The sequence below is a fragment of the Streptomyces sp. NPDC001339 genome (genome assembly GCF_042895955.1).
Classification (GTDB): Bacteria; Actinomycetota; Actinomycetes; order Streptomycetales; family Streptomycetaceae; genus Streptomyces.
The window spans coordinates 12,695-30,104 of record NZ_JBIAWT010000020.1 but is presented as its reverse complement, the minus strand read 5'-3'; the positions used below and the strand labels follow the sequence as shown (position 1 = coordinate 30,104).

At 71.7% G+C, this 17,410-nt stretch carries 16 protein-coding genes; 1 reads left to right on the top strand and 15 read right to left on the bottom strand.

From position 1 onward, the window contains the following. Positions 1-45: 45 nt before the first annotated feature. The 9 genes from ACFY12_RS34185 to ACFY12_RS34145 form a co-directional block, all read right to left on the bottom strand. A complete protein-coding gene (locus tag ACFY12_RS34185) occupies positions 46-1,227 on the bottom strand; it encodes a hypothetical protein (protein ID WP_390719876.1) in 1,182 nt (393 codons plus the stop codon). Continuing rightward, complete coding sequence (locus tag ACFY12_RS34180) at positions 1,224-1,895, bottom strand: plasmid partition protein (RefSeq protein ID WP_390719875.1); 672 nt, start codon at positions 1,893-1,895, stop codon at positions 1,224-1,226. Before ACFY12_RS34180 ends, ACFY12_RS34185 begins: the two co-directional genes overlap by 4 nt. A gap of 99 nt (positions 1,896-1,994) precedes the next feature. Next, positions 1,995-2,483, bottom strand: a complete 489-nt coding sequence (locus ACFY12_RS34175; protein WP_390719874.1) for a hypothetical protein — start codon at positions 2,481-2,483, stop codon at positions 1,995-1,997. 96 nt (positions 2,484-2,579) lie between these two features. Continuing rightward, positions 2,580-7,637, bottom strand: coding sequence for a MobF family relaxase (gene mobF, locus ACFY12_RS34170; protein ID WP_390719873.1), 5,058 nt, complete (start codon positions 7,635-7,637; stop codon positions 2,580-2,582). A gap of 921 nt (positions 7,638-8,558) precedes the next feature. Continuing rightward, positions 8,559-9,017, bottom strand: coding sequence for an HNH endonuclease (locus ACFY12_RS34165; protein ID WP_390719872.1), 459 nt, complete (start codon positions 9,015-9,017; stop codon positions 8,559-8,561). Between the two features lie 149 nt (positions 9,018-9,166). Continuing rightward, a complete protein-coding gene (locus ACFY12_RS34160) occupies positions 9,167-9,748 on the bottom strand; it encodes a hypothetical protein (RefSeq protein WP_390719871.1) in 582 nt (193 codons plus the stop codon). After that, positions 9,745-10,062, bottom strand: a complete 318-nt coding sequence (locus tag ACFY12_RS34155) for a hypothetical protein (RefSeq protein WP_390719870.1) — start codon at positions 10,060-10,062, stop codon at positions 9,745-9,747. The genes ACFY12_RS34160 and ACFY12_RS34155 overlap by 4 nt, the downstream gene beginning before the upstream one ends. Further along, on the bottom strand, positions 10,059-10,343 hold the full coding sequence (locus ACFY12_RS34150; RefSeq protein ID WP_390719869.1) for a hypothetical protein: 285 nt from the start codon (positions 10,341-10,343) through the stop codon (positions 10,059-10,061). The genes ACFY12_RS34155 and ACFY12_RS34150 overlap by 4 nt, the downstream gene beginning before the upstream one ends. Further along, positions 10,343-10,972, bottom strand: a complete 630-nt coding sequence (locus ACFY12_RS34145) for a hypothetical protein (RefSeq protein ID WP_390719868.1) — start codon at positions 10,970-10,972, stop codon at positions 10,343-10,345. Before ACFY12_RS34145 ends, ACFY12_RS34150 begins: the two co-directional genes overlap by 1 nt. Before the next feature lie 251 nt (positions 10,973-11,223). Between ACFY12_RS34145 and ACFY12_RS34140 the strand changes: the two genes are divergently transcribed. Further along, positions 11,224-11,964: a hypothetical protein gene (locus ACFY12_RS34140; protein WP_390719867.1), complete on the top strand. Its 741-nt coding sequence runs from the start codon at positions 11,224-11,226 to the stop codon at positions 11,962-11,964. A 58-nt stretch (positions 11,965-12,022) separates the two neighbouring features. Here the strand turns inward: ACFY12_RS34140 and ACFY12_RS34135 are convergent, their stop codons facing one another. The 6 genes from ACFY12_RS34135 to ACFY12_RS34110 all read right to left on the bottom strand — a co-directional run bounded on the left by ACFY12_RS34135 (position 12,023) and on the right by ACFY12_RS34110 (position 16,043). After that, the gene (locus ACFY12_RS34135; RefSeq protein WP_390719866.1) at positions 12,023-12,766 is read right to left on the bottom strand and encodes a nuclease-related domain-containing protein; all 744 of its coding nucleotides are present in this window, start codon (positions 12,764-12,766) and stop codon (positions 12,023-12,025) included. A gap of 104 nt (positions 12,767-12,870) precedes the next feature. Further along, the gene (locus tag ACFY12_RS34130; protein WP_390719865.1) at positions 12,871-13,425 is read right to left on the bottom strand and encodes a hypothetical protein; all 555 of its coding nucleotides are present in this window, start codon (positions 13,423-13,425) and stop codon (positions 12,871-12,873) included. Beyond that, entirely contained in the window at positions 13,422-14,372 is a 951-nt protein-coding gene (locus tag ACFY12_RS34125; RefSeq protein WP_390719864.1) for a hypothetical protein, read from the bottom strand. Before ACFY12_RS34125 ends, ACFY12_RS34130 begins: the two co-directional genes overlap by 4 nt. Further along, positions 14,369-14,806, bottom strand: a complete 438-nt coding sequence (locus ACFY12_RS34120; RefSeq protein ID WP_390719863.1) for a hypothetical protein — start codon at positions 14,804-14,806, stop codon at positions 14,369-14,371. The genes ACFY12_RS34125 and ACFY12_RS34120 overlap by 4 nt, the downstream gene beginning before the upstream one ends. Positions 14,807-14,828: 22 nt before the next feature. Then, entirely contained in the window at positions 14,829-15,293 is a 465-nt protein-coding gene (locus tag ACFY12_RS34115) for a Pycsar system effector family protein (protein WP_390719862.1), read from the bottom strand. Positions 15,294-15,299: 6 nt separating this feature from the next. Beyond that, positions 15,300-16,043, bottom strand: coding sequence for a hypothetical protein (locus ACFY12_RS34110; protein ID WP_390719861.1), 744 nt, complete (start codon positions 16,041-16,043; stop codon positions 15,300-15,302). Positions 16,044-17,410 lie beyond the last annotated feature (1,367 nt).

Below are 17,410 nucleotides of genomic sequence, written 5' to 3'. Positions count from 1 at the left end.
AGTCACCCAAATTTGGGTGACTCCCCCTCGGCGTGCACGGACCGGTCAGCGCGTCGCCAGCTCCTCCTCGGCAGCCTCGGCAAGCGAGCGCGTCGCCTCGACGATCGTCTTGAGCGTCTCCGTGCTCGCGAGCTGCAGCAGGCCCGTCTCCACGAACCCCTCGCTCATCCCCGCCAGCTGACTCGCCGCGACCGCCACCTGCGCCACGCGCGGATCGACAGCGTCGTCCTCCTGCTCATCGCCCCCGGACCCGGCGCCGGCGGTCTCGGCCTCCGGCTCCTGGTGCTCCTCGTCGCCGCCCTGGTCCGGGGCCTGGTCACCCAAATTTGGGTGAGTCTCCGGCTCGGCCTCCGCCTCCGGGGCCGCGTCCGGGGCCGCCTCCGGCTCCGTGGCCGGGGGCTCGGTGTCCTTCGGCGTCTTCGTCTTCGCAGCGCTCTTGGCCTGCTGCTTCTGCCGGACGCGTTCCTCGCGCACCTCGAGCAGGCTCTCCCCGGTGAGCGCGGGCCGCTCGGCCGGCTTGTCCACGGCGGCCTGGGCGCGCTGGACCCAGGACTCCAGGTCGGCGGCGGTCACCTTCACCTTGTTCTCAGCCGCCCACGTCCGCATCCCCAGGTAGTTGCGGGCGACCTCCTCCTCGCCGCCGTACTCCGCCACGACCGGCAGCAGCGCCTGAACATGGGAGGAGGGCGTCGACAACGGCTTCGCCGTCTGCTGCGTGGCAATCGCTCGCTTGAGTGGCCACTGCTGGATCGACCGGTTGACTTCGGACTCGGACTCCCCGAAGACCTCCTCGCAGTACTCCGGCCACGTCCGGGTTCCGTCCGCGCCGCGGAACCTCTTACCGCGGCGCACCGACTCCGCGGCCATCCACTTGATCCAGTCGGCCTTGTCCGCGTTGGTGTACGCGGCCTCGCAGTAGGAGAGTTCGACCAGTTCCTCATCCGTCATCGGACCCTGGACGTCCAGGTCCTCGGGCTCGGGGATGAGGTCCGGGGTGAACGGCTGCGGCCGGTACGCCTGCAGCTCGCGCACCACGGGCACGACCGGTGAGGTCTCCGGCTCGGCTTCACGGCTGGCCGGCACCACGGCCGCCGCGGCGGGTGTCACCTCCGGGCCCTCGGCGGGCGCCTCGCCCTCCGGGCCGTTCCCGCCTCCGGCCTTCGCCTGCCGCCTTGCCTCAGCCGCCGCAGCACGCTGCGCCCGGATCTCCGCCCGACTCGGACTCACTGGCCGCCCTCCTGCTTGCCGACGGGCAGCAGCCCGCGCTTCTTCATCTCCGTCACCAGCGCGCCGAACGCCGTCTTGGACGCCCCCTCGACCGGAGCGCCGATGGAGTCGGCGAAGCGCTCGTGGCGCGGGATGACCGTGGTGAACACCTCGTACCCCTCCTTGGTCATCTCCTCGCGGTAGTAGCCCGTGGACGACGCGTTGGCCACGGTGCGGTTCAGCAGCACCCAGGTCGGCGGCATCACCCGCGTGGCCCGCAAGGGCGCGCTGCGGCGCAGGATGTCCATGAACGGGGTGGCGTCCTCGGGGTCGACAATCCGCTCCCAGTCGCCGCTCGTCGGTGACATGTGCAGGATCACCAGGTCGGCGACGCGGAGCACGGAGTCGGCGATGTGCGGGTGGTTCTCGCTGTGCCCGCAGTCCACCATCGCGATTTTCTTCCCGGTCGGCGGCACAAAGTCCTTGTGAAACTGGGCCGACGCCTTCAAGTGCACGGGGAAGGAGAAGCCGCCCTTGGCGGGCTTGCTCCAGCTCCAGAACTGCTTGCTGTGGTCGGCGTCGTACCCCTCGACCTCGTACCCCTCCTCGTCCTCCACCAGGGCGTGCGACAACCATCCGGTGTCGGTGGTCTTGGCCATGGTGCGGGGGGACATGTTCGCGATGAGCATGGCGCGAGCCTATGGGCACAGCGGAGATCCATGCACCAAAGCACCCGGACACGCGTGTGGCCCGCCCCGGAGGGCGGGCCACGACGGTGCAGATTCCGACTATGAACCAGTCGGCGGACCGAAGAGAGGACGTTCCTCGTCGGTCGAGCGGGCCCAGTTGATTGTTCGCTTCACGCCGCCGGCGTACCACTCGGATACGTCGTGCCACCGGTACTCGAAGATGCAGTCCTCGGCGTCGAGCCACGCCTGGCTGACGGGCAGATCGGGGTAGGTCGCGACCTCTCGGGAGAACGGCGCGTACTGCCGCTCACCGAGTAGCCACCGGGTGGTATCGATGATCCCCTCCATCCCGATGGGAATCCCCGTAGGTGAACACCAAGCCGCCCGGACATCCACAGGGTCCGCTGGCTGCGAAGCGATTGCGTCGTCGCGCAGCTGCTCGAGTTCCTGGCGCGTGCGGACGATGGTCTCGGGCAGGTCCCGGGCCGGCGCAGCGGCAGGCTCCTGGGCTGCGGGGGTCGGGGTTGTGGCGCCCTTCCAGCCCGGGGGATAGGCCGCCGGGTTCCTCCACCACGCGTTGTCAGTCATGACGGCACCGTAGCCAGGTGCTCTGACACGGATCCAGAGCAGCACGTTGTTGTCGTACGCGTCCGTGGCTTCATCGCGGCGGCTCCCGTTCTGGCATCACATGTCGATGTCGTGATCGAAGTCCGGTGCCGGGGGCGCGGGGGCCGGGGGCTCCGGTGCCGGTTCGGGCGCGGCCGGGGCAGGCTCCGGTGCGGCGGCCGGCTCGGGTGCGCCGGGGGCCGTGGGCTCGGTCTCGTGGTCGGCGGTGGCCAGGTCCCGGCCGATGCGCGCGTACTCGTCCTCGTAGTCGAAAGCCCGGTCCAGGCGCTCGCGCTCCTGTTCCTCCGAGAGTTCCGGCTGCACGGGCTGCTGCTGCTCGCGCTCGGCGCGCTCGGCGGCCCGCTCGGCGAGGATCTGCTGTGCCTCCCGGGCCTGCTCCATGGCCAGCAGCAGCTCGTCCTGGGTCGAGGGCTGCGGCGACGGAGCCGTGGTCGTGGCAGTGTCCGCAGTCTCCGGCTCGGGCTCCATCGTGGGGCTACGGCGCTCCAGCTCGACGCGCGCGAGGTCGGCCTCGTCGCGTACGGGCTGCGTCTCCTCGGACCAGCGCTCCCGGGTCTCGTGGATCTCCCGCAGCTGCTGGGCGCGCTCGCCCATCGTCTCGGCGATGCCCTGCGAGGTCTCCGCCCGGTCCATCGTGTCGCGGACCAGGTCCGACGGGTCGATGTTGGCCTGGAGCGTAGGCACCTGACTGAGTGCCATGGCCTGCTGGAGGGCCTGCCACTGCGGACTGCCGGAAGCCTTGTTGACCGCGTGCAGGGCGTCGACGACCTTCGTCTCGTGCTCGGCGGCCTCCTTCGCCGCCATGCTCTCGGCGTTGATCCGCAGCTGCGTGGCCTGGTCGGCGAACTTCCGCTCGGCGGTGTATGCGGCCTGCATCTCGTCGCCGACGTACGGCGGCGCCCACGACTCCTCGCGCTCGGCCCGCTCGACCATCTGCTGCAGCGTCTCGTCGGACGCGCGGGCGATGTCGGCCTCCCGCTCGTCGACCCCCAGCGCCCAGCGCGCACGCTCCCAGTCGGCGTACGCCTCGACCGATCCCTTCGGCGGGGCCTGGCCGATCGCGTTGGTCTCGTGGTCGTAGCCGTGCGCCTCGCGGTAGCGCTCGACGCGGCCGGCCTTCTGCTCCCAGTCGGCGCGAGCGATCGGGTCCTCGGGCACCGGGCCCAGCCGGTCGATGGCCCACGCGGGCTGGTCCTCGGCGACCCGGTGGCCCAGCCGCTCGGTGCGCTCGTCCATCTCGACGGCCCACTCCTGCATCATCCGGCCCAGGTCGCCGTCGAGCTGCGGCGTGCGCGCGGTGTAGGAGTCCAGGGCCTCCCGGCGGGCCGCGTGCTCGGCGTCCTGCCGCGCACGGACCTCGCTGTCCTGCCCGGCGTGCAGGACCTCCACGCCCTGGCTGAACGCCTCCTGCTGCCGCATCAGCTCGGCGAAGTGCGGGTTGTCCTCCGGCGCCGACGCCGTCTCGGCCTCCGGCGCGGGGGTGTCGACCAGCTGCTCGACCTCGGCGTCCGCCATCTCCTCGGCGGCCTTGAGGACGGCGGCCAGCTGCGCCTCCTGCTGGGCCAGTGCTTCCTCCCCGGTCCCGGCCTGCAGGGTCTCCACGCCCATCTGCGTGGCGAGGGACTGCTTCATCAGCTCGGTGTGCGTCTCGGACGGAGCCGCGGCCTCGGCCAGCTCCCGCATCCGCTCCGGGTCCACCGGCGCCTGGGCGGCGCCGATCGCGTCGTCGACCTTGCGGGCCTGCTCGGCGACCGCTTCGCGCTGCTCGGCCTCCTCGGCCTTCCGCTCGTCGCGCTGGATCAGGTTGAACGACTTCTTCAACCGGTCGTGCAGCACCTTACTGACGTCCTCGGCGGTCTCCAGCTCCCGCGAGCGCACGGTGCGCACCAGCAGGTCCTCGACGTCGACGCCCTGCTCCTCGACGTACTGGGCCAGCCGCATCAGCGTGCCGTACGCCTCGCTGCCCGCGGCCCGCTCGTAGTCGGCCTCGCCCATCGTCTGCAGCAGCACCGTGCCGTACCGCTTGGCGGCGTCCTGCTCCTTGACCCCCGACCACACCGGCTCGAGCACGGCGAGGTTCTCGCGCCGCTCCAGCTCGGCCTCGATCACCTTCGTCGCGGTCGGCTCCAGGCCGGTGCGCTGCAGGATGGAATCCAGCTTCGCGAGGTGGTGCGGGACGTCCTCGCGCTTGAGGTTCTGCTCCGCCCGGTGCGTGATGACCCACGCGTGGTTGTCGGCCTCACCGCGGGTGAGCATGACGTACAGCGCCTCGCGGTTGGTGGACTCATCCACCAGTGAGTGGCACACCCCTACGGTGCGGCCCTGCGCACCGTAGACCGTGGCCGCGTACGCCAGCTCGACGTGCTCGGTGACGTAGGAGGCGGGCAAGTGCATCCGGGCGCCGTCTCCCAGCTGCACCATGAGCGCGCCGTTGTCGCTGATGCCGGTCACCGTCGCCACGACCCGGTTGGTCGCGAAATCCTGCCCGTTGTCGGCTGTGATCCGCCGGTTGTTGCGGCGCATCTGGATCTTGTCGCCGACCCCGGCCTTGGTCTCGATGCCGCCGTACTCTTCGCGGACGGTGCGCAGCACGACGCCATGCTCGGAGACCTCGCCGGCGAGCACCAGGTCCGCGCGGACCTTGGCGGAGAGTTCGGCGACCTGCTTGTTGTCGGAGGCGATGAGCAGCGGGTTCTTCTTCGCGAAGTGGTCGGTCATCCATGCCCGGTAGGCGCGGTTGGTCATCTCCTCGGCTTCACCGCCGTCGAACCGCCCGTGCAGCTCGTACGCGGCGAGGCAGTCGCTGTCGCCCTTGCGCAGCTGCAGCGAGGCGTCTGCCTCCCACTGCCGGGTCTTCTTCTCACCAGTCGCCGGGTCGGTGTCGCGGAAACGCCTCACCTGGTCGAGGACATGCACGCCGGGAGCGTCCTCGACCCACTGGGCGAACATGCCGCCCGCGCCCACGGACGTCAGCTGGTGGTGGTCACCGGCCGGGATCATCTTGGCGCCGCTGGCCTCGACCAGTGCGCGCACGGCGTCCATGTCCGCGTTGTTGGTCATGCCGCTCTCGTCGACGATGACCAACGCGCCCTTCGGGATGCGATAGCGCTCAGCGTCGTCGACCTGCTTGCCCTCGGCCATCGCCTTGTTCTTGACCAGCAGGATGCTGATGTTGCTGACGTTGTCGATGCCCTCGTCGCGCAGCACCTGGGCGGCGCGTTCGCCGCTGGCGAGGCCGATGACCTGGCGGCCTTCGTGGGACTCCCAGACCTCGGTGAGGGCCGCCATGGTGAAGGACTTGCCCGCGCCGGCCGGGCCGACCAACAGGTCGACCTTGCGGCCGGACGTGGCGGCTTCCCTCACGAACGCCGCCTGCTTGCCCTTGAGCCCGCGGCGCTCGATAACCTCCTCGACCAGCTCGGCCGGGACTGTCGGGGCGCCCTTCTTGCCCGCGAATTCGGCCAGCCGCTCCTCGACCTTGAGGTGTTCCTCGGTGGCGTACCGGTCGAAGGTCTTCGGGTTCGGGTCGTACTTGAAGGTGCCGTCGGTGCGCTGCAGCTCGGGGGCGATCTCGACCAGGGCGGGCGCCTTGGTGCAGATCACGCCGTTGTCGGCGGTGGGGGACAGGGCGTCGTCGGCGAGCTGGTTGAGCAGGTCGCGGACCTGGTCTCGCTCCAGGCCCCCGAGGGTGTCGGGCAGCTGCCGGTTGAGTTCGACGATGAGGTCGGGGCGCGTCCAGGTCGGCTTCTGCTCCTGCACCGCGGCGATCGCGCGCTGCTGGATGACCTCGGCGTCCCACTCCTTGGCGGGGCGGTGCAGGTCGTGGACGGCCGACTCGTGGGCGATCCGGTCGGGGACCTCGGCGAGCGACTCGCGGAAGCGGGTCTTGTTGGCGTCCTCCCAGCGCTGCAGCAGGGTCTCCCTGCTCACCGCGTCGTGCTTCTTGCCCTTGCGCTGCCGCAGGCTGACGTCCTCGCTGATCCGGGCCAGCGTGTACGGGGAGGGGGCGACGCCGTACTTCTCCTCGAACGCCTTGCTGATGTCGGCGACCTCGGCGGTGATCGCGACCCGGCGGCTGCTGAAGGAGTCGCGCAGGTCCTGGTCGATGCCGACGATTTCGCGGGCCTTGCCGTCCGGGCGCATCTCCACCCGCCAGCCCATCACCCGCTCCAGCTCCTGCTCGGCGACGCGCTCGGCGAGGTGCCCGGCGGCCTGCTTGTGCCGGAAGAGGCCGGTGCCATCCAGCGCCCGCCACACCTCACGCTCGCGGCCGGTGACCGGGTCGGTCTCACGGCACAGCACCTTGTTCAGGACCGGAGCGTGGACGTGCAGCTGCGGGTCGTCCTGCCTCGACGTGTGCTGAGCGAACGCGCCGACGATGAACTTGTCGGTCTTGACGTACTCGCCGCTGGTGCGGCCGTCGATCTTCTGCCCGTGGTGGCCCTTACGGGTGTACCCGGCCTCTTCCTGCATGTGCTCGATTCCGGCCTGCACCCCGGACTTCCAGCAGTCCCACAGCTGGTCGGCCTGCTTGCTGAACCGCTCGGCCGTCTCCAGGTCGCCGGCCTCGCGCGCCTCGGCGGCCTTCACCTGCAGCGAGGCGTGCGCCACCGACCAGCTCTTCGGCGCGGAGAACGTCAAGTCGTAGTAGTGCGTCGCGGAGGGGGCTTCCTTGCGGGTCTGGATCTCGATGGCCTTGACCCGCTCGGGGCTCAGCACCCCGCCCGGGGCGCGGCCCTCGGCCGCGGCGAGGTTCTTCTCCAGCCGCTTCTCGTACGCCTTCTCGTAGTTGCGCGGCGCGTCCCCAAGCCGGCACTCCTTGCGGATCTTCTTCTCCGCCTTGGCGTACGCCTCGCTGTCCTTCGGGTGCTCGATCGCCTCGATCCGGGCGTACATCTCGTCCCGCTTCCGCGGGTCGATGAAGTCCGTGTACAGGTCCGTGAAGACGTCGTTGTCGATCGTTCCGGACAGCCCCAGGTCCGCGATGCCGTCGCCGAGCCAGTAGCCGGGCGGCTCGCCCTGCAGCTCGATGGAGCGCAGGTAGTAATGCTCGGCACCGGCACTGACCTCCTTGGTCAGGTAGCCGGGATCTGAGCCTGCACTGATCGACAACATCGCGACTCAGGGTAAGCGGTTTTCAAGATCATCGGTAGCCATCGGATCGTGATGCATTGGTGTGGGGATTGATGTAGTGAGAAGTTGGATTACGGTCTGTAGATGGTCGGGATGATCAAGGGGAAATTCGGGGTCCGATGACCTAGGGCTGAAGAGGGTCGGAATCGGAGGTTCCATGGCGAGTGTGAGGCGGTCCAAGAGACCTTCTCGGCGGGGCTCCGGCCCCTGCCTGGGGGCCTCGGCCGGTACAGCGGCGCGCGCGGTTTGCACCGAAATGCGCCGGTCGGCGGATGGCGGCCCGCGCCCCGCGGCGGGCTGCGTTCGGGCGGGAGCGCCCACCGGGCTTTCGTCGCGGCAAACGGGAAGGCGGTGGCCACGGCCGCGCCCGTGCGCTACGGTCGGCGGCGACGACATCGACCCCCCGCGCGGCTTCCGCTCGGGGGGTCGACTGTTACCAGGACCCGGTGGGGATTCGGCCCGCCCCACCCCCGGTCACCGCGCCCGGCCGGCGGCCGGGCGGCGTCCCCACGGACCGCCGGATCGTGTACGGCGCGTGACCGCGCGGGCGGTCACCATCCCCACCCCCGCAGCGCCCCGCGCTGGGGACCATCACCACGCGCGGCGCCGTGGTGACCGTGGTGATGGTGACGGCGGCGGCCGGAGTCACCACCAACCCCGTGGGGATGGCGCGCGTGGTCACCAAGTCGATTTGGTGACGGTGGCGGGAGCGGGGCGCTGGGGATCACCACGGGCCTGGTGGGGACGGCGGCGGTGAGCATCACCAGCCGCGCCCGGGGCGGCCGGGCTGGGGACTGGTGACGGGTGGCGCGGGGATCTGCTGCGCCGAGATCGCTCACCAGGAGACGGTCACCAACGACTGCGGCCCCGGGCGCCGCCCGGGGCCGGTGGGGACGGGGCCTGTCACCAGAGGGCGTCCTGGTGGGCGCCGCCGGGGTGGCCCGCCGCGAGCGCGGCGGCGATGGCGGCCTCGATCTCGTCGGGTCCGGTGGCGGCGGCGATGGCGGCCTGGACCGCCCGCGCCCGGCCCGCCGCGCCCCTTACGTCGGTCAGCGCGTGCCCGGAAAGGTGCCTCCGAGCTGCGGCGTCGCGGTTGTTGTCGCCCCTGGATCCGGCGAGCCAGTGGGCGGGGTTCTGGCACGGCGGCTCATCACATCGGTGGCGCACGACCAGCCCGCCGGCGAGCGCGTCGGCGCCGTGGGCGAGCCGGTATCCGTACAGGTGCGCGGGGACGACGCGGCTGGTCTGGGTGGTGTGGGACCCGGCGCGGAAGGTGCCGTGGCCGGTGTCGGTGAGCCCGGACCGCCACCACCAGCAGGCATCCGGGCCGAGCCGCAGGACGTGGCTCCAGTACCGCCTCACCGTCTCCTCGTCACCAAGCAGGACCGCCCACGGCACTGGTGACGACCGTGGGGACGGGAGGGTCCGACCGTTACCAGGGGCGGTGATCTCACCACGGCCGTCGGGCTGGGGACCGTGGTGAGGAAAGAGCCCGTCCCCAAGCCCGGACGTCACCGGATCACCAGACCGGCGGGGCCCGGACGGCTCGCCGTGGGGATGGTGTCGGGTCCGGCGTGCACCATCCGGGCCTGGGGCCACGGCTCCTCCTTCACCACCTCGCCGTCGCTGTACGTGATGGTGACGGTGGTGTCCCCAGCCTCGGGGTCGTACGTGGCGCTGGTGAAGAACCGCCACCCCTCACCATCCCCGTAGATCCACACCCAGCCGCCGGTGAGCACGTACGCGAGGTCCTTCACCCTCACGTCGCGCACCTCGGGCTCCCAGCCGCCGGCCACCGGGCCGGGGGCGCCGGGCTCCTCGGCGTCATCGAGGTCGTCCTCGTCGCCGTCGTCGTCCTGCGGGAACTCGGCGGTCGCCTCGAAATCGGGTTCGCCGTCGCCGTGGTAGATGATCACGGCCCCGTTCTCGTCGACCTCGCTGAACGAGGGCAGGTCCTGATCGTCGTTCTCGTCGCCGGTGCCGAAGGTGCGCAGCCCGCACGCCGGGCAGCGGAACAGGTCCTCGCCCTCCACGGTGATCCGCTCCGTGACCGTCGAGCAGTCCGCGCACGGCGGCGGTGTGACGGACGTCACGGGCGGCTCCCGTCGTCGGCGGGCGGCTCGACGGCGGCGGCGCCGCCCGCGAGCCCGGTGCCCCGGCAGTGCCCGCACGTCCCGTCCTCGTCGGGGTGCGCGTTGCGGAAGGTGTCCAGCTCGCCGCGCACCAGGCTGGTCACCCAGTCGAGCTGGCCGGGCTCGATCGGGACCTGGTGCTGCTCGCCGGTCGTCGCGTTGATGACCGTGACCGTCAGCAGCGGGGTTCCCTCCGGGTCGGTCGGGTATCCGTCGGCGAGCTCGGCGAGCGCCTGGGCGAACTCGGCGGCGGCCGTGGTGGTCTCGGTGCTCATGCGGTGGTCTCCGTCCGCTGGGTGATCTCCTCGTCGAGCAGGTACGCCTGGCCCCACGGGTTGGGCTCCTCGACGGGGCGGCCGTGGGCGATGTCGCGCAGCCGTTCGCGGCGGCGGTCCTGGACGTAGCCGCGGCACTGCAGGGCGTCGTGCTGGCTGGTGGGCCAGTTGGAGGCGGTCGCGCACCATCCGCAGTGCGGGGTGCGGGTGAGCCGTCGTCGGACGGCGAGGGCGAGCAGGGTGGTGGCGGCGCCGAGCAGCGCGCCGAGCGCGAGCATCATCACTTCGGGTCTCCGTTCGTGGTCGGGAGTGCGTGCTGCTGCAGGAAGGCGCCGGCGTTGGCGGCGGCCTCCTCCTTGGTGTCGTACGTGACGTCCTCGCCCGCGTCGGCGCCGGTGCCGTCGGCGCCCTGGCCGATCCACCACCAGCCGCCCTCGGCGCCGTGCCACGACAGGTCGGCGGTGCCGCCGAACGCCTCGATCGTGGTCCGGGCCTCCTGGCCCCCGGGCGGGGCGGCCATGGCGCTGACCGCGTCGGGCCACTTCTTGCGCGCGCCCTGGCGGGTGATCGCCCATGCGTCGCCCAGCTGCGGGTAACCCGCGCCGCGGATGCCGGCGGCGGCCACGGTCCGGTCGGCCAGCACGGCGGCGGCCGTACGGATCTCCCGCAGCGCCCGCAGCCGGGCGAGCTGCCAGTCCCCGGCGTCCCGCACCACCAAGTGCGCGTCCTCGGGGGCGTCGGCCGGGAGGTCGCGGACGCGGGTGGAGAGCTGGTCGGCGAGCGCGTCGGCGAGGACGTCGACCTCGTCGCGGAGTTTCGCGGTCTGCTGGCTGTCGGGGTCGGTCCAGGCCGGATCGCGCAGCTGCTCGACGTCGGCGGCGAATGCGTCGGTGTAGAAGTCACTTCCCATACTGACAACTTAGTTACCCAATGGCCTCGTGACAACCTAGTTACCGGCATTGGCATATGCCGTTCTGGGGCTCGCTGCCGCTGCCGAAAGTCACCCAAATTTGGGTGACGGGCGCACCCAAGGGCCTGTTATTACCGCGCGATCTTGGGCGGGGCCACGCGGCACGGCTGATCTGCGGCGGTGTAGCTGTACGGGCACCGGGGCGGGCAGATATGACAGGGGACGTCATAGGCGAGGCAAGGTGGGTGGGGGTGAGCAGCGTGTGGCCGTGGGACCGGTCTCCGGTCGGCACGCGGCGGGCCTGGCGCAAGCGCGAGGAACTGCGGCTGCGGGTGAGCGGGCAGTGGGGCCCGGAGTGGTGGGAGGTCCTGCCCGGCTTCGCCGCGGTGCTCGTGATCGTCGGGTTACCGGTCGCCGTGCTCGGCTGGCTGTGGGCGCGGGTCGGATGGTGGGCGCCGCTGCTCGCGGCGGCGGCGATGGCGTACGGAGTGCGGGCCGCGGTGCGCCGGCGCCGGGCCCTGGCCGTCGAGCGGCAACGGCTAGCCGTGCGGTTTGGCCTGGAGCAGGTCGACGCGGCCGACGACCGCCGGTTTCGGACCATCGTCGGCAGGCTGCTGCTGCGCGACGGCTGGACGAACGTGCGCGGGGTGCTGATCCGGCCGGGCATCGTGCACCTGGTCGGCGACGGCCACGGTCGCCAGCTCGGGGTCGCCTTCGAGCGCGGAGTCGAGCGCACCGGGCAGGCAAGCGGGGGCCGGGCGGCGCTGCGCCCGGTCGGCGGGAGCCTGCCGCTGCCGGAAGGGGCCACCGGGCCGCGGGCGCTGTTCCTCGTGGTCAGCAGCGGCGCCTTCGCCCGGGAACGTGTGGTGTGGGCCGCGCGCAACGACATCCGTCTCGTCGACCGCGCGATGCTGCAGCGGTGGGCCGGCGGCGAGCACCTGGCGGTGCTCCTCGGCCTCGGCCTGGACGACGTCCGCTCCGACGCGTCGTAGCCGCGGAGGCATGAAAGAGGGCCCGGGGATCCGGGCCCTCGGCGTTGCGGTCGTACGGTCAGCCGCTGTGCGGAGGGAGCCGCTGCTCGGCCAGCTGCCCGACGGCGCTGACGCGGGCGGCGTCCCAACCGGGCTGCGGCGCAAGTCCCTCGAGCATGTTGCGCAGCTTCTTCGCCTCGACGACGGTGACGCCGTGCAGCTCGGTGCGCCCGCGCGGGGCGGGGACCTTCGCGCCGTGCACGGCCAGGATCGGGCGGACCGGCACACCCAGCGCCTTCGCGGCCTGCTGCGCCTCCCACACTGCGGTCTCCAACGTCTTCGTCTGGTCGTACCGGCCGTACCGGAGCAGCCCGCCGTTGATGACGATGCGGGACTTCTTCGACCGCCAGTTCTTGCTGTCCACCAGGGCCACCCCGAACAAGCCGACAACCAGGTGATCGAGGTTGGCGCGGCTTCCGGGTACGGCCCGGTCGTGCAGGACGGCGTAACCGCGCCGGGTCATCGGAGCGAGCAACCGAGCGGTCGCCTCCTCGCCGGCCGCGCCGACGGCCCAGCTGTTGTGCTGGCGCCGGTAGGTCTGGCGGATGCCGTAGGCGAGGACGGCCACGGCGGCCAGCGCGCCGACCACCCACCCCATCAGCGTGCCGGCGGCGGCGCCGATGACGGCAGCAGCTCCGGCGGTCAGCGGCAGCGTGGCCTTGGCGCGGCGGTGTTGCTCGATCCGCTCGGCGGTGCGGGCTAACTCGCCGACGCGGCGGGCGCTGGCTCCGGCTCCGGTACGACGTCCTGGTGCGATGGCCATGAAGTCCCCTCCCTGGGCTGCCTGTTCGGCCTGTAACGGGACCGTAGCGCTGCGCACTGACATGGCATCAGTGCGCCGTCGCCCGGCCCGGCGACGGCGCACGGTCAGGTCCGGCGCCGGAACGGGTCGGCGATCTCGCCGTGCAGGATGCCGTGGACGATGGCGGCGACCTCCTTGGCGCCCTCGGCCGTGTGCGGTGCGTAGATCGAGTGGACGCTGCCTGCCCCAACCTGCTGGTTGACGGTGAGGTCCCAGCCGCCGTCCGTGTAGATGCTGACCGCGAGCCCGGTGCGGCCGTCCAGTCCCCAGGTCGGGCCGCCGGCCACCGGCTCGGCTCCCACGCCGTTGCGTGCGCCCGTGATGGTCAGCCCCAGCTTGGTGAGTTCGGTGCTGAGGGCCCGGGTCAGCTGGTTCACCTCCTCGTAGGTCCTCTTGTTGCGGTGGCTGCGGTACTTGCTGCTCGTTGCCTCAGCGGCGGCCATGACCAGCCAGCTCAGGCCCTGGGATTGGTCGGTGCGGTCGTGGCCGTGCTTCTCGGCGGTGTCGAGCAGGTCGTCGAGGAACGCGGCGGCCTCGGTGACCAGGCTGGGCGCGTACAGCCCGCGGTGGCTGTCGTAGATCTTCTGGATGCGGTCGCGGGATGCGTTCGAGGCGGTCATGCGGGGGTCTCTTCCTTCTCGGAGGGGGCGGGCGGGTTGAACGGGCTCATCCAGGCGCCGCCGGACCAGTTCCAGCCGGTGCTCGTGTAGTGCATGACCTGGTAGGGCTGGCTGCGGTCGATGCCGGGCCGGTCCGGGTAGGTGGGGTAGCTGATGTGGGAGCAGGGGAATTCGGTGGCGTCGCCGAGCAGGGCGGTGGCCTTCTCGTACGTGGCGTCGTCGAGGTGGCCCTCGACCGCGAGGCTGCAGATGATGACGTCAGCGCCGATCGTGCCGTCGTCGAGGCGCTCCATCTCCACGCTGGCGTCGAGGAAGGGCGCGTATCCGGCGTCCTGCAGGACTTCGAACGTGTCCCGGATGACCGGCCACGGCACGGTGTTCCAGGGGTTGGTGATGGTCAGCCCGTTGCCGGTGTGCTCGCGCTCGATGCGGGGCCAGTCCAGGGGGTCCCAGATCCTGCCCAGGGTCAGGCTCGGCATCTCGTCGTCGACCAGGTGGCCGTCGAACTCGGTGCGCATCCACTCGCGCACCGGGCTGCTGTCGCCGAAGCGGTAGCGGCGCTCGCCGACCGGGACCATGTCCTCCATCACCGCGTCGTACAGCTCGGTCTCGTCGTCGGGCCATCGCGACCAGTAGGCGGCCTCGCGCTGTTCCTCGGTGGCGGCCTGGACGACGGCGTCGGCCAGGCACGGCTCGCAGTTGTCCAGGTGGCGGATGTGCTCTGCGGCGGCGTTGGCCTGGGCGCCGTTCGCGGGGTTGGTGAGGATCCCGACGCGGTCGCCCTCGACCCACACGACCTTCGCGCGGTAGTCGTCGCCGGGCGGGAGCTGCACCATGTCACCGACCTGGAAGTGGCCGGGCTGCTCCCAGGCGGGGAGCGCGGGCTGTTGCGGGACGGCCGGCGCGGGCGTCGCCGTGCGGCGGCGAAGCAGTCGGCGGATGTTCACGGTTGGTCCTCCTGGTGCTCGTAGGCGTCGGTGATCAGGTCGGGCCAGCGGGCGTGGCCCCGGCACTCCAGGCGGTGGCGGAGCATCGCGGCGGCGTCGGCCCGGGGCACACGCAGGACGAAGTCCTCCAGGGCGCGGGCGATGACGTCGCCCGTGGTGATCCGCAGCGGGTGGACGATGTGCAGGTCGGTGATGGGCTCGGCGAGGCGGGCGCGGACCGCCGTGGTGATGGCGTGGTCTGCGGCGGCCTGCAGCTGGCGGCGGTAGTGCTCATCGCCGCGGCGCTGTCCTTCGGCCTCCTTGCGCTGCTGCCGTTTGCGGTCGAGCCGCATGAGCAGCGGGGGCAGGAGCACGGCCACCAGGCTCGCGGCCAGCGCGATGCCCATGAACCAGGTCGCGCCCGCAAAGATCGTGTCGACGACGGAGTTGAACACGGTGCTTCCCCCCTCGGTCCCGTCAGATCAGGGCGGCGAGGACGGCGGCCACGGCGAGGCACCCCACGCCGACCAGGATGGAGTCGACCGCGTACTGGACCCGGCCGAACTTGCGGCGGGCGGCGGCCTGCAGGACCTGGACCTCGTCGAGGCGGTGCCCGTCGGCGAGGCGGGTCTGCAGCTCGGTGTCGTCCAGGCGGTGCCACATCGGCCAGCCGGTGCCGGCGAGGCTGGGCCGGACTGCGAGGAGCAGCAGCACGGTTGCCGTGACCAGGGCGGTGGCGCCGACGACTCCGGCGACCACGGCCGCGGCGGGCAGGTCCAGCTGGGGCGCGGCGGAACCGATGCCGGCGAGGGCGGCCCCGGTGAGGGCCAGTAACAGGCTCGCCTTGCTGTCGGCCCTGCCCAGCTCGCTGCGGAGCATGGCGGCGGCGTCGGCTGCGCCCTGCGTTGCGGGGCGGACGGGCTGCGGCTCGGTGGTGGTCATCGGCGGTTACTCCTTCTCGGTGGTGGTGCGGGGCTGCACGGGCGGGCGGACCACTCGGCCGTCGGCGATGTCCGGGCGGGTGCGCGGGACGTGGGTGGCTTGCGGCGCGTGCCCGTCTTCGGGCTCGAAGATCTCGGTTGCGTTGATGCCGTACTGGTTGACGGCCTCGCGGTAGTGCTGGAAGCCCTCGTGGCCGTAGAAGTGGCCGATGGGCTGGCGGCAGGTGACGCACAGGGCGTCATCGGGGGCCGTCAGCTCGTCGAACATCTCGATGGCGTCGGCCAGCGCGCCCTCGGGTGCCTCGAAGCGGCCGGCGACACCGTCGAGCAGCTCCTGGGCGGTGCCCATGTGCCGGTCGCTGACGGCGGCGAGGGCCTGGCCGACGACTCCGAGCAGGGCGGCGGTCTCGGCGGTCACGCTGGCGAGGTGGGTGTGCAGGGCCTCCAATGCGGCCCGGGTCCACTGCAGTTCCTCATGCGAGGGCTCCAGCCCGCCGCTCTCGACGTCGATGCCGAAGCGCCCGCCCTTCGCGGAGGGTGCCGGCCGCAGCGGGCGGCCCTGGGAGTCGAGCGGGGTCCGGGCCGGGGGCCGTGCGCCGCGCTCGGCGATGGGCAGGGGGACGACGGCGGCGACGCGTTCTCCGTTGCGGGTGACGTAGGTGATGGCGCCGCGGTCCTTGGCGCGGGAGATGACGGTGGCGATGTCGTCGCGCACCTTGCGGATCGGGTGCTCGTACTCAACTGCTGTCATGTACCAATGGTACCGCGTTACGTGTACCAAAGGTACGCATTCGTGGAACTGGCTGAAGAAACCCGCAGCCTGGCCGGATCGGGTGGGGGAGACCGGGGTGTCTCCCACGGGCGACGGCTGTCCCGCGCGGCTCGGGTGTGCTCCTCGGCGGGTCCGGCCACAACGCGGCGACAGCCTTGGGCGGTGGGACGACACGCTCCTCAGCCGCGACGAAACGGGCACCGACGCGGAGCGACCACACCGGCCGCCATCGGAGCGCGGCAGCAGGGCGCTCCCCCTCAGCCACGGCCGGCGGCGCGGTCTCCTCACGCGCCTGCCATCCGCGACGGCGGGAGTACGGCGAGCGGCCCAACTCCGTCCGGGCAGACGGCGAACTGTGCCCCAGTCCTCCCCCCTCCCCTCCCGTAGCCAGCCTTCTTTTGCAGCCCGAAGCAGCTGCAGCCGCGCACGCTGCAGGCCACGGAGAATTACGGATCTTGGGCGTGCTCGCCCGGCGCTGCACCAGCGCTCGGCAGCACTCATGCGGCCTCGCGTGCGGCACGTCGAGGGCGGGGAGGGCGCCCGGTCCGGTGATGTCGACTGCGATTCCTTACGCGTGCGCGCGCGTAGAGGACGCTCAAAACTCGCAAAATTCGGCTCGCGCTGCGATGCGCGGACCAGTTTTTCCGCAGGTCCGGGCGCTGCGGACCAGCGGACCAGCCGGGTTGGTCCGCGCGGACCAAGGTGGTCCCGGACCAGCGGACCGCGTGGTCCGGGACCGTCTGGGGACCGTGGTCCGCACAGACCAGCGTGGTCCGGGACCAGGACCAGCAGCACGCTGTCTCCCGTGGGAGACAGCTGTCCGAGGGTGTGACCGTGATCGCCGCTGTGTGCGGTCGTGAGGATCCCGGACGCCCACCGGGGCTCGGAGCGCGCGAAAGACCGCGTGCGGGCCGCACAGGGGCTCTCTCGGGGCGTTTCCTGTGGTCAGGAGGGGTGCCGAGTCACATCCGGCAGCGCGATGGGTGGGTAGCAATGGGGCGGGGATCGGCGCGGGCGCCGCGCGCCCCGTAGGTACTGATCCAAGATCCTAGATCCAGGCACGGAGCCCTCCGGGATGACTACGGGAGGACTCCCGGAATGTGCTTCGACCAGGGGTTTCCCGGCCACGCCCCCGGTGCTGGCCTGCGACTGGACGGACGGCGGTCGCGGAGACGGGGCTGCTGTCGGTATCGGTGGCGAGTCGAGCATTCCGGCGGATGGAACCCTCCCGGAGGAGTACGGGAGGACGCACGGAACGGCTGTGTCTGAGCCGGGACCAATTGGTCCCGCACCGTAGTTAGAGAGGGCCCACCGGCGGCGCTGATCTGTGACCCGGGCTCGTACGA

Coding starts and splice junctions, on each gene's coding strand:
- ACFY12_RS34145 (WP_390719868.1), bottom strand. CDS start 10,972: ATGGGAAGTGACTTCTACACCGACGCATTCGCCGCCGACGTCGAGCAG.
- ACFY12_RS34110 (WP_390719861.1), bottom strand. CDS start 16,043: ATGACAGCAGTTGAGTACGAGCACCCGATCCGCAAGGTGCGCGACGAC.
- ACFY12_RS34180 (WP_390719875.1), bottom strand. CDS start 1,895: ATGCTCATCGCGAACATGTCCCCCCGCACCATGGCCAAGACCACCGAC.
- ACFY12_RS34175 (WP_390719874.1), bottom strand. CDS start 2,483: ATGACTGACAACGCGTGGTGGAGGAACCCGGCGGCCTATCCCCCGGGC.
- ACFY12_RS34115 (WP_390719862.1), bottom strand. CDS start 15,293: ATGACCACCACCGAGCCGCAGCCCGTCCGCCCCGCAACGCAGGGCGCA.
- ACFY12_RS34135 (WP_390719866.1), bottom strand. CDS start 12,766: ATGGCCATCGCACCAGGACGTCGTACCGGAGCCGGAGCCAGCGCCCGC.
- mobF (WP_390719873.1), bottom strand. CDS start 7,637: ATGTTGTCGATCAGTGCAGGCTCAGATCCCGGCTACCTGACCAAGGAG.
- ACFY12_RS34155 (WP_390719870.1), bottom strand. CDS start 10,062: ATGAGCACCGAGACCACCACGGCCGCCGCCGAGTTCGCCCAGGCGCTC.
- ACFY12_RS34130 (WP_390719865.1), bottom strand. CDS start 13,425: ATGACCGCCTCGAACGCATCCCGCGACCGCATCCAGAAGATCTACGAC.
- ACFY12_RS34150 (WP_390719869.1), bottom strand. CDS start 10,343: ATGATGCTCGCGCTCGGCGCGCTGCTCGGCGCCGCCACCACCCTGCTC.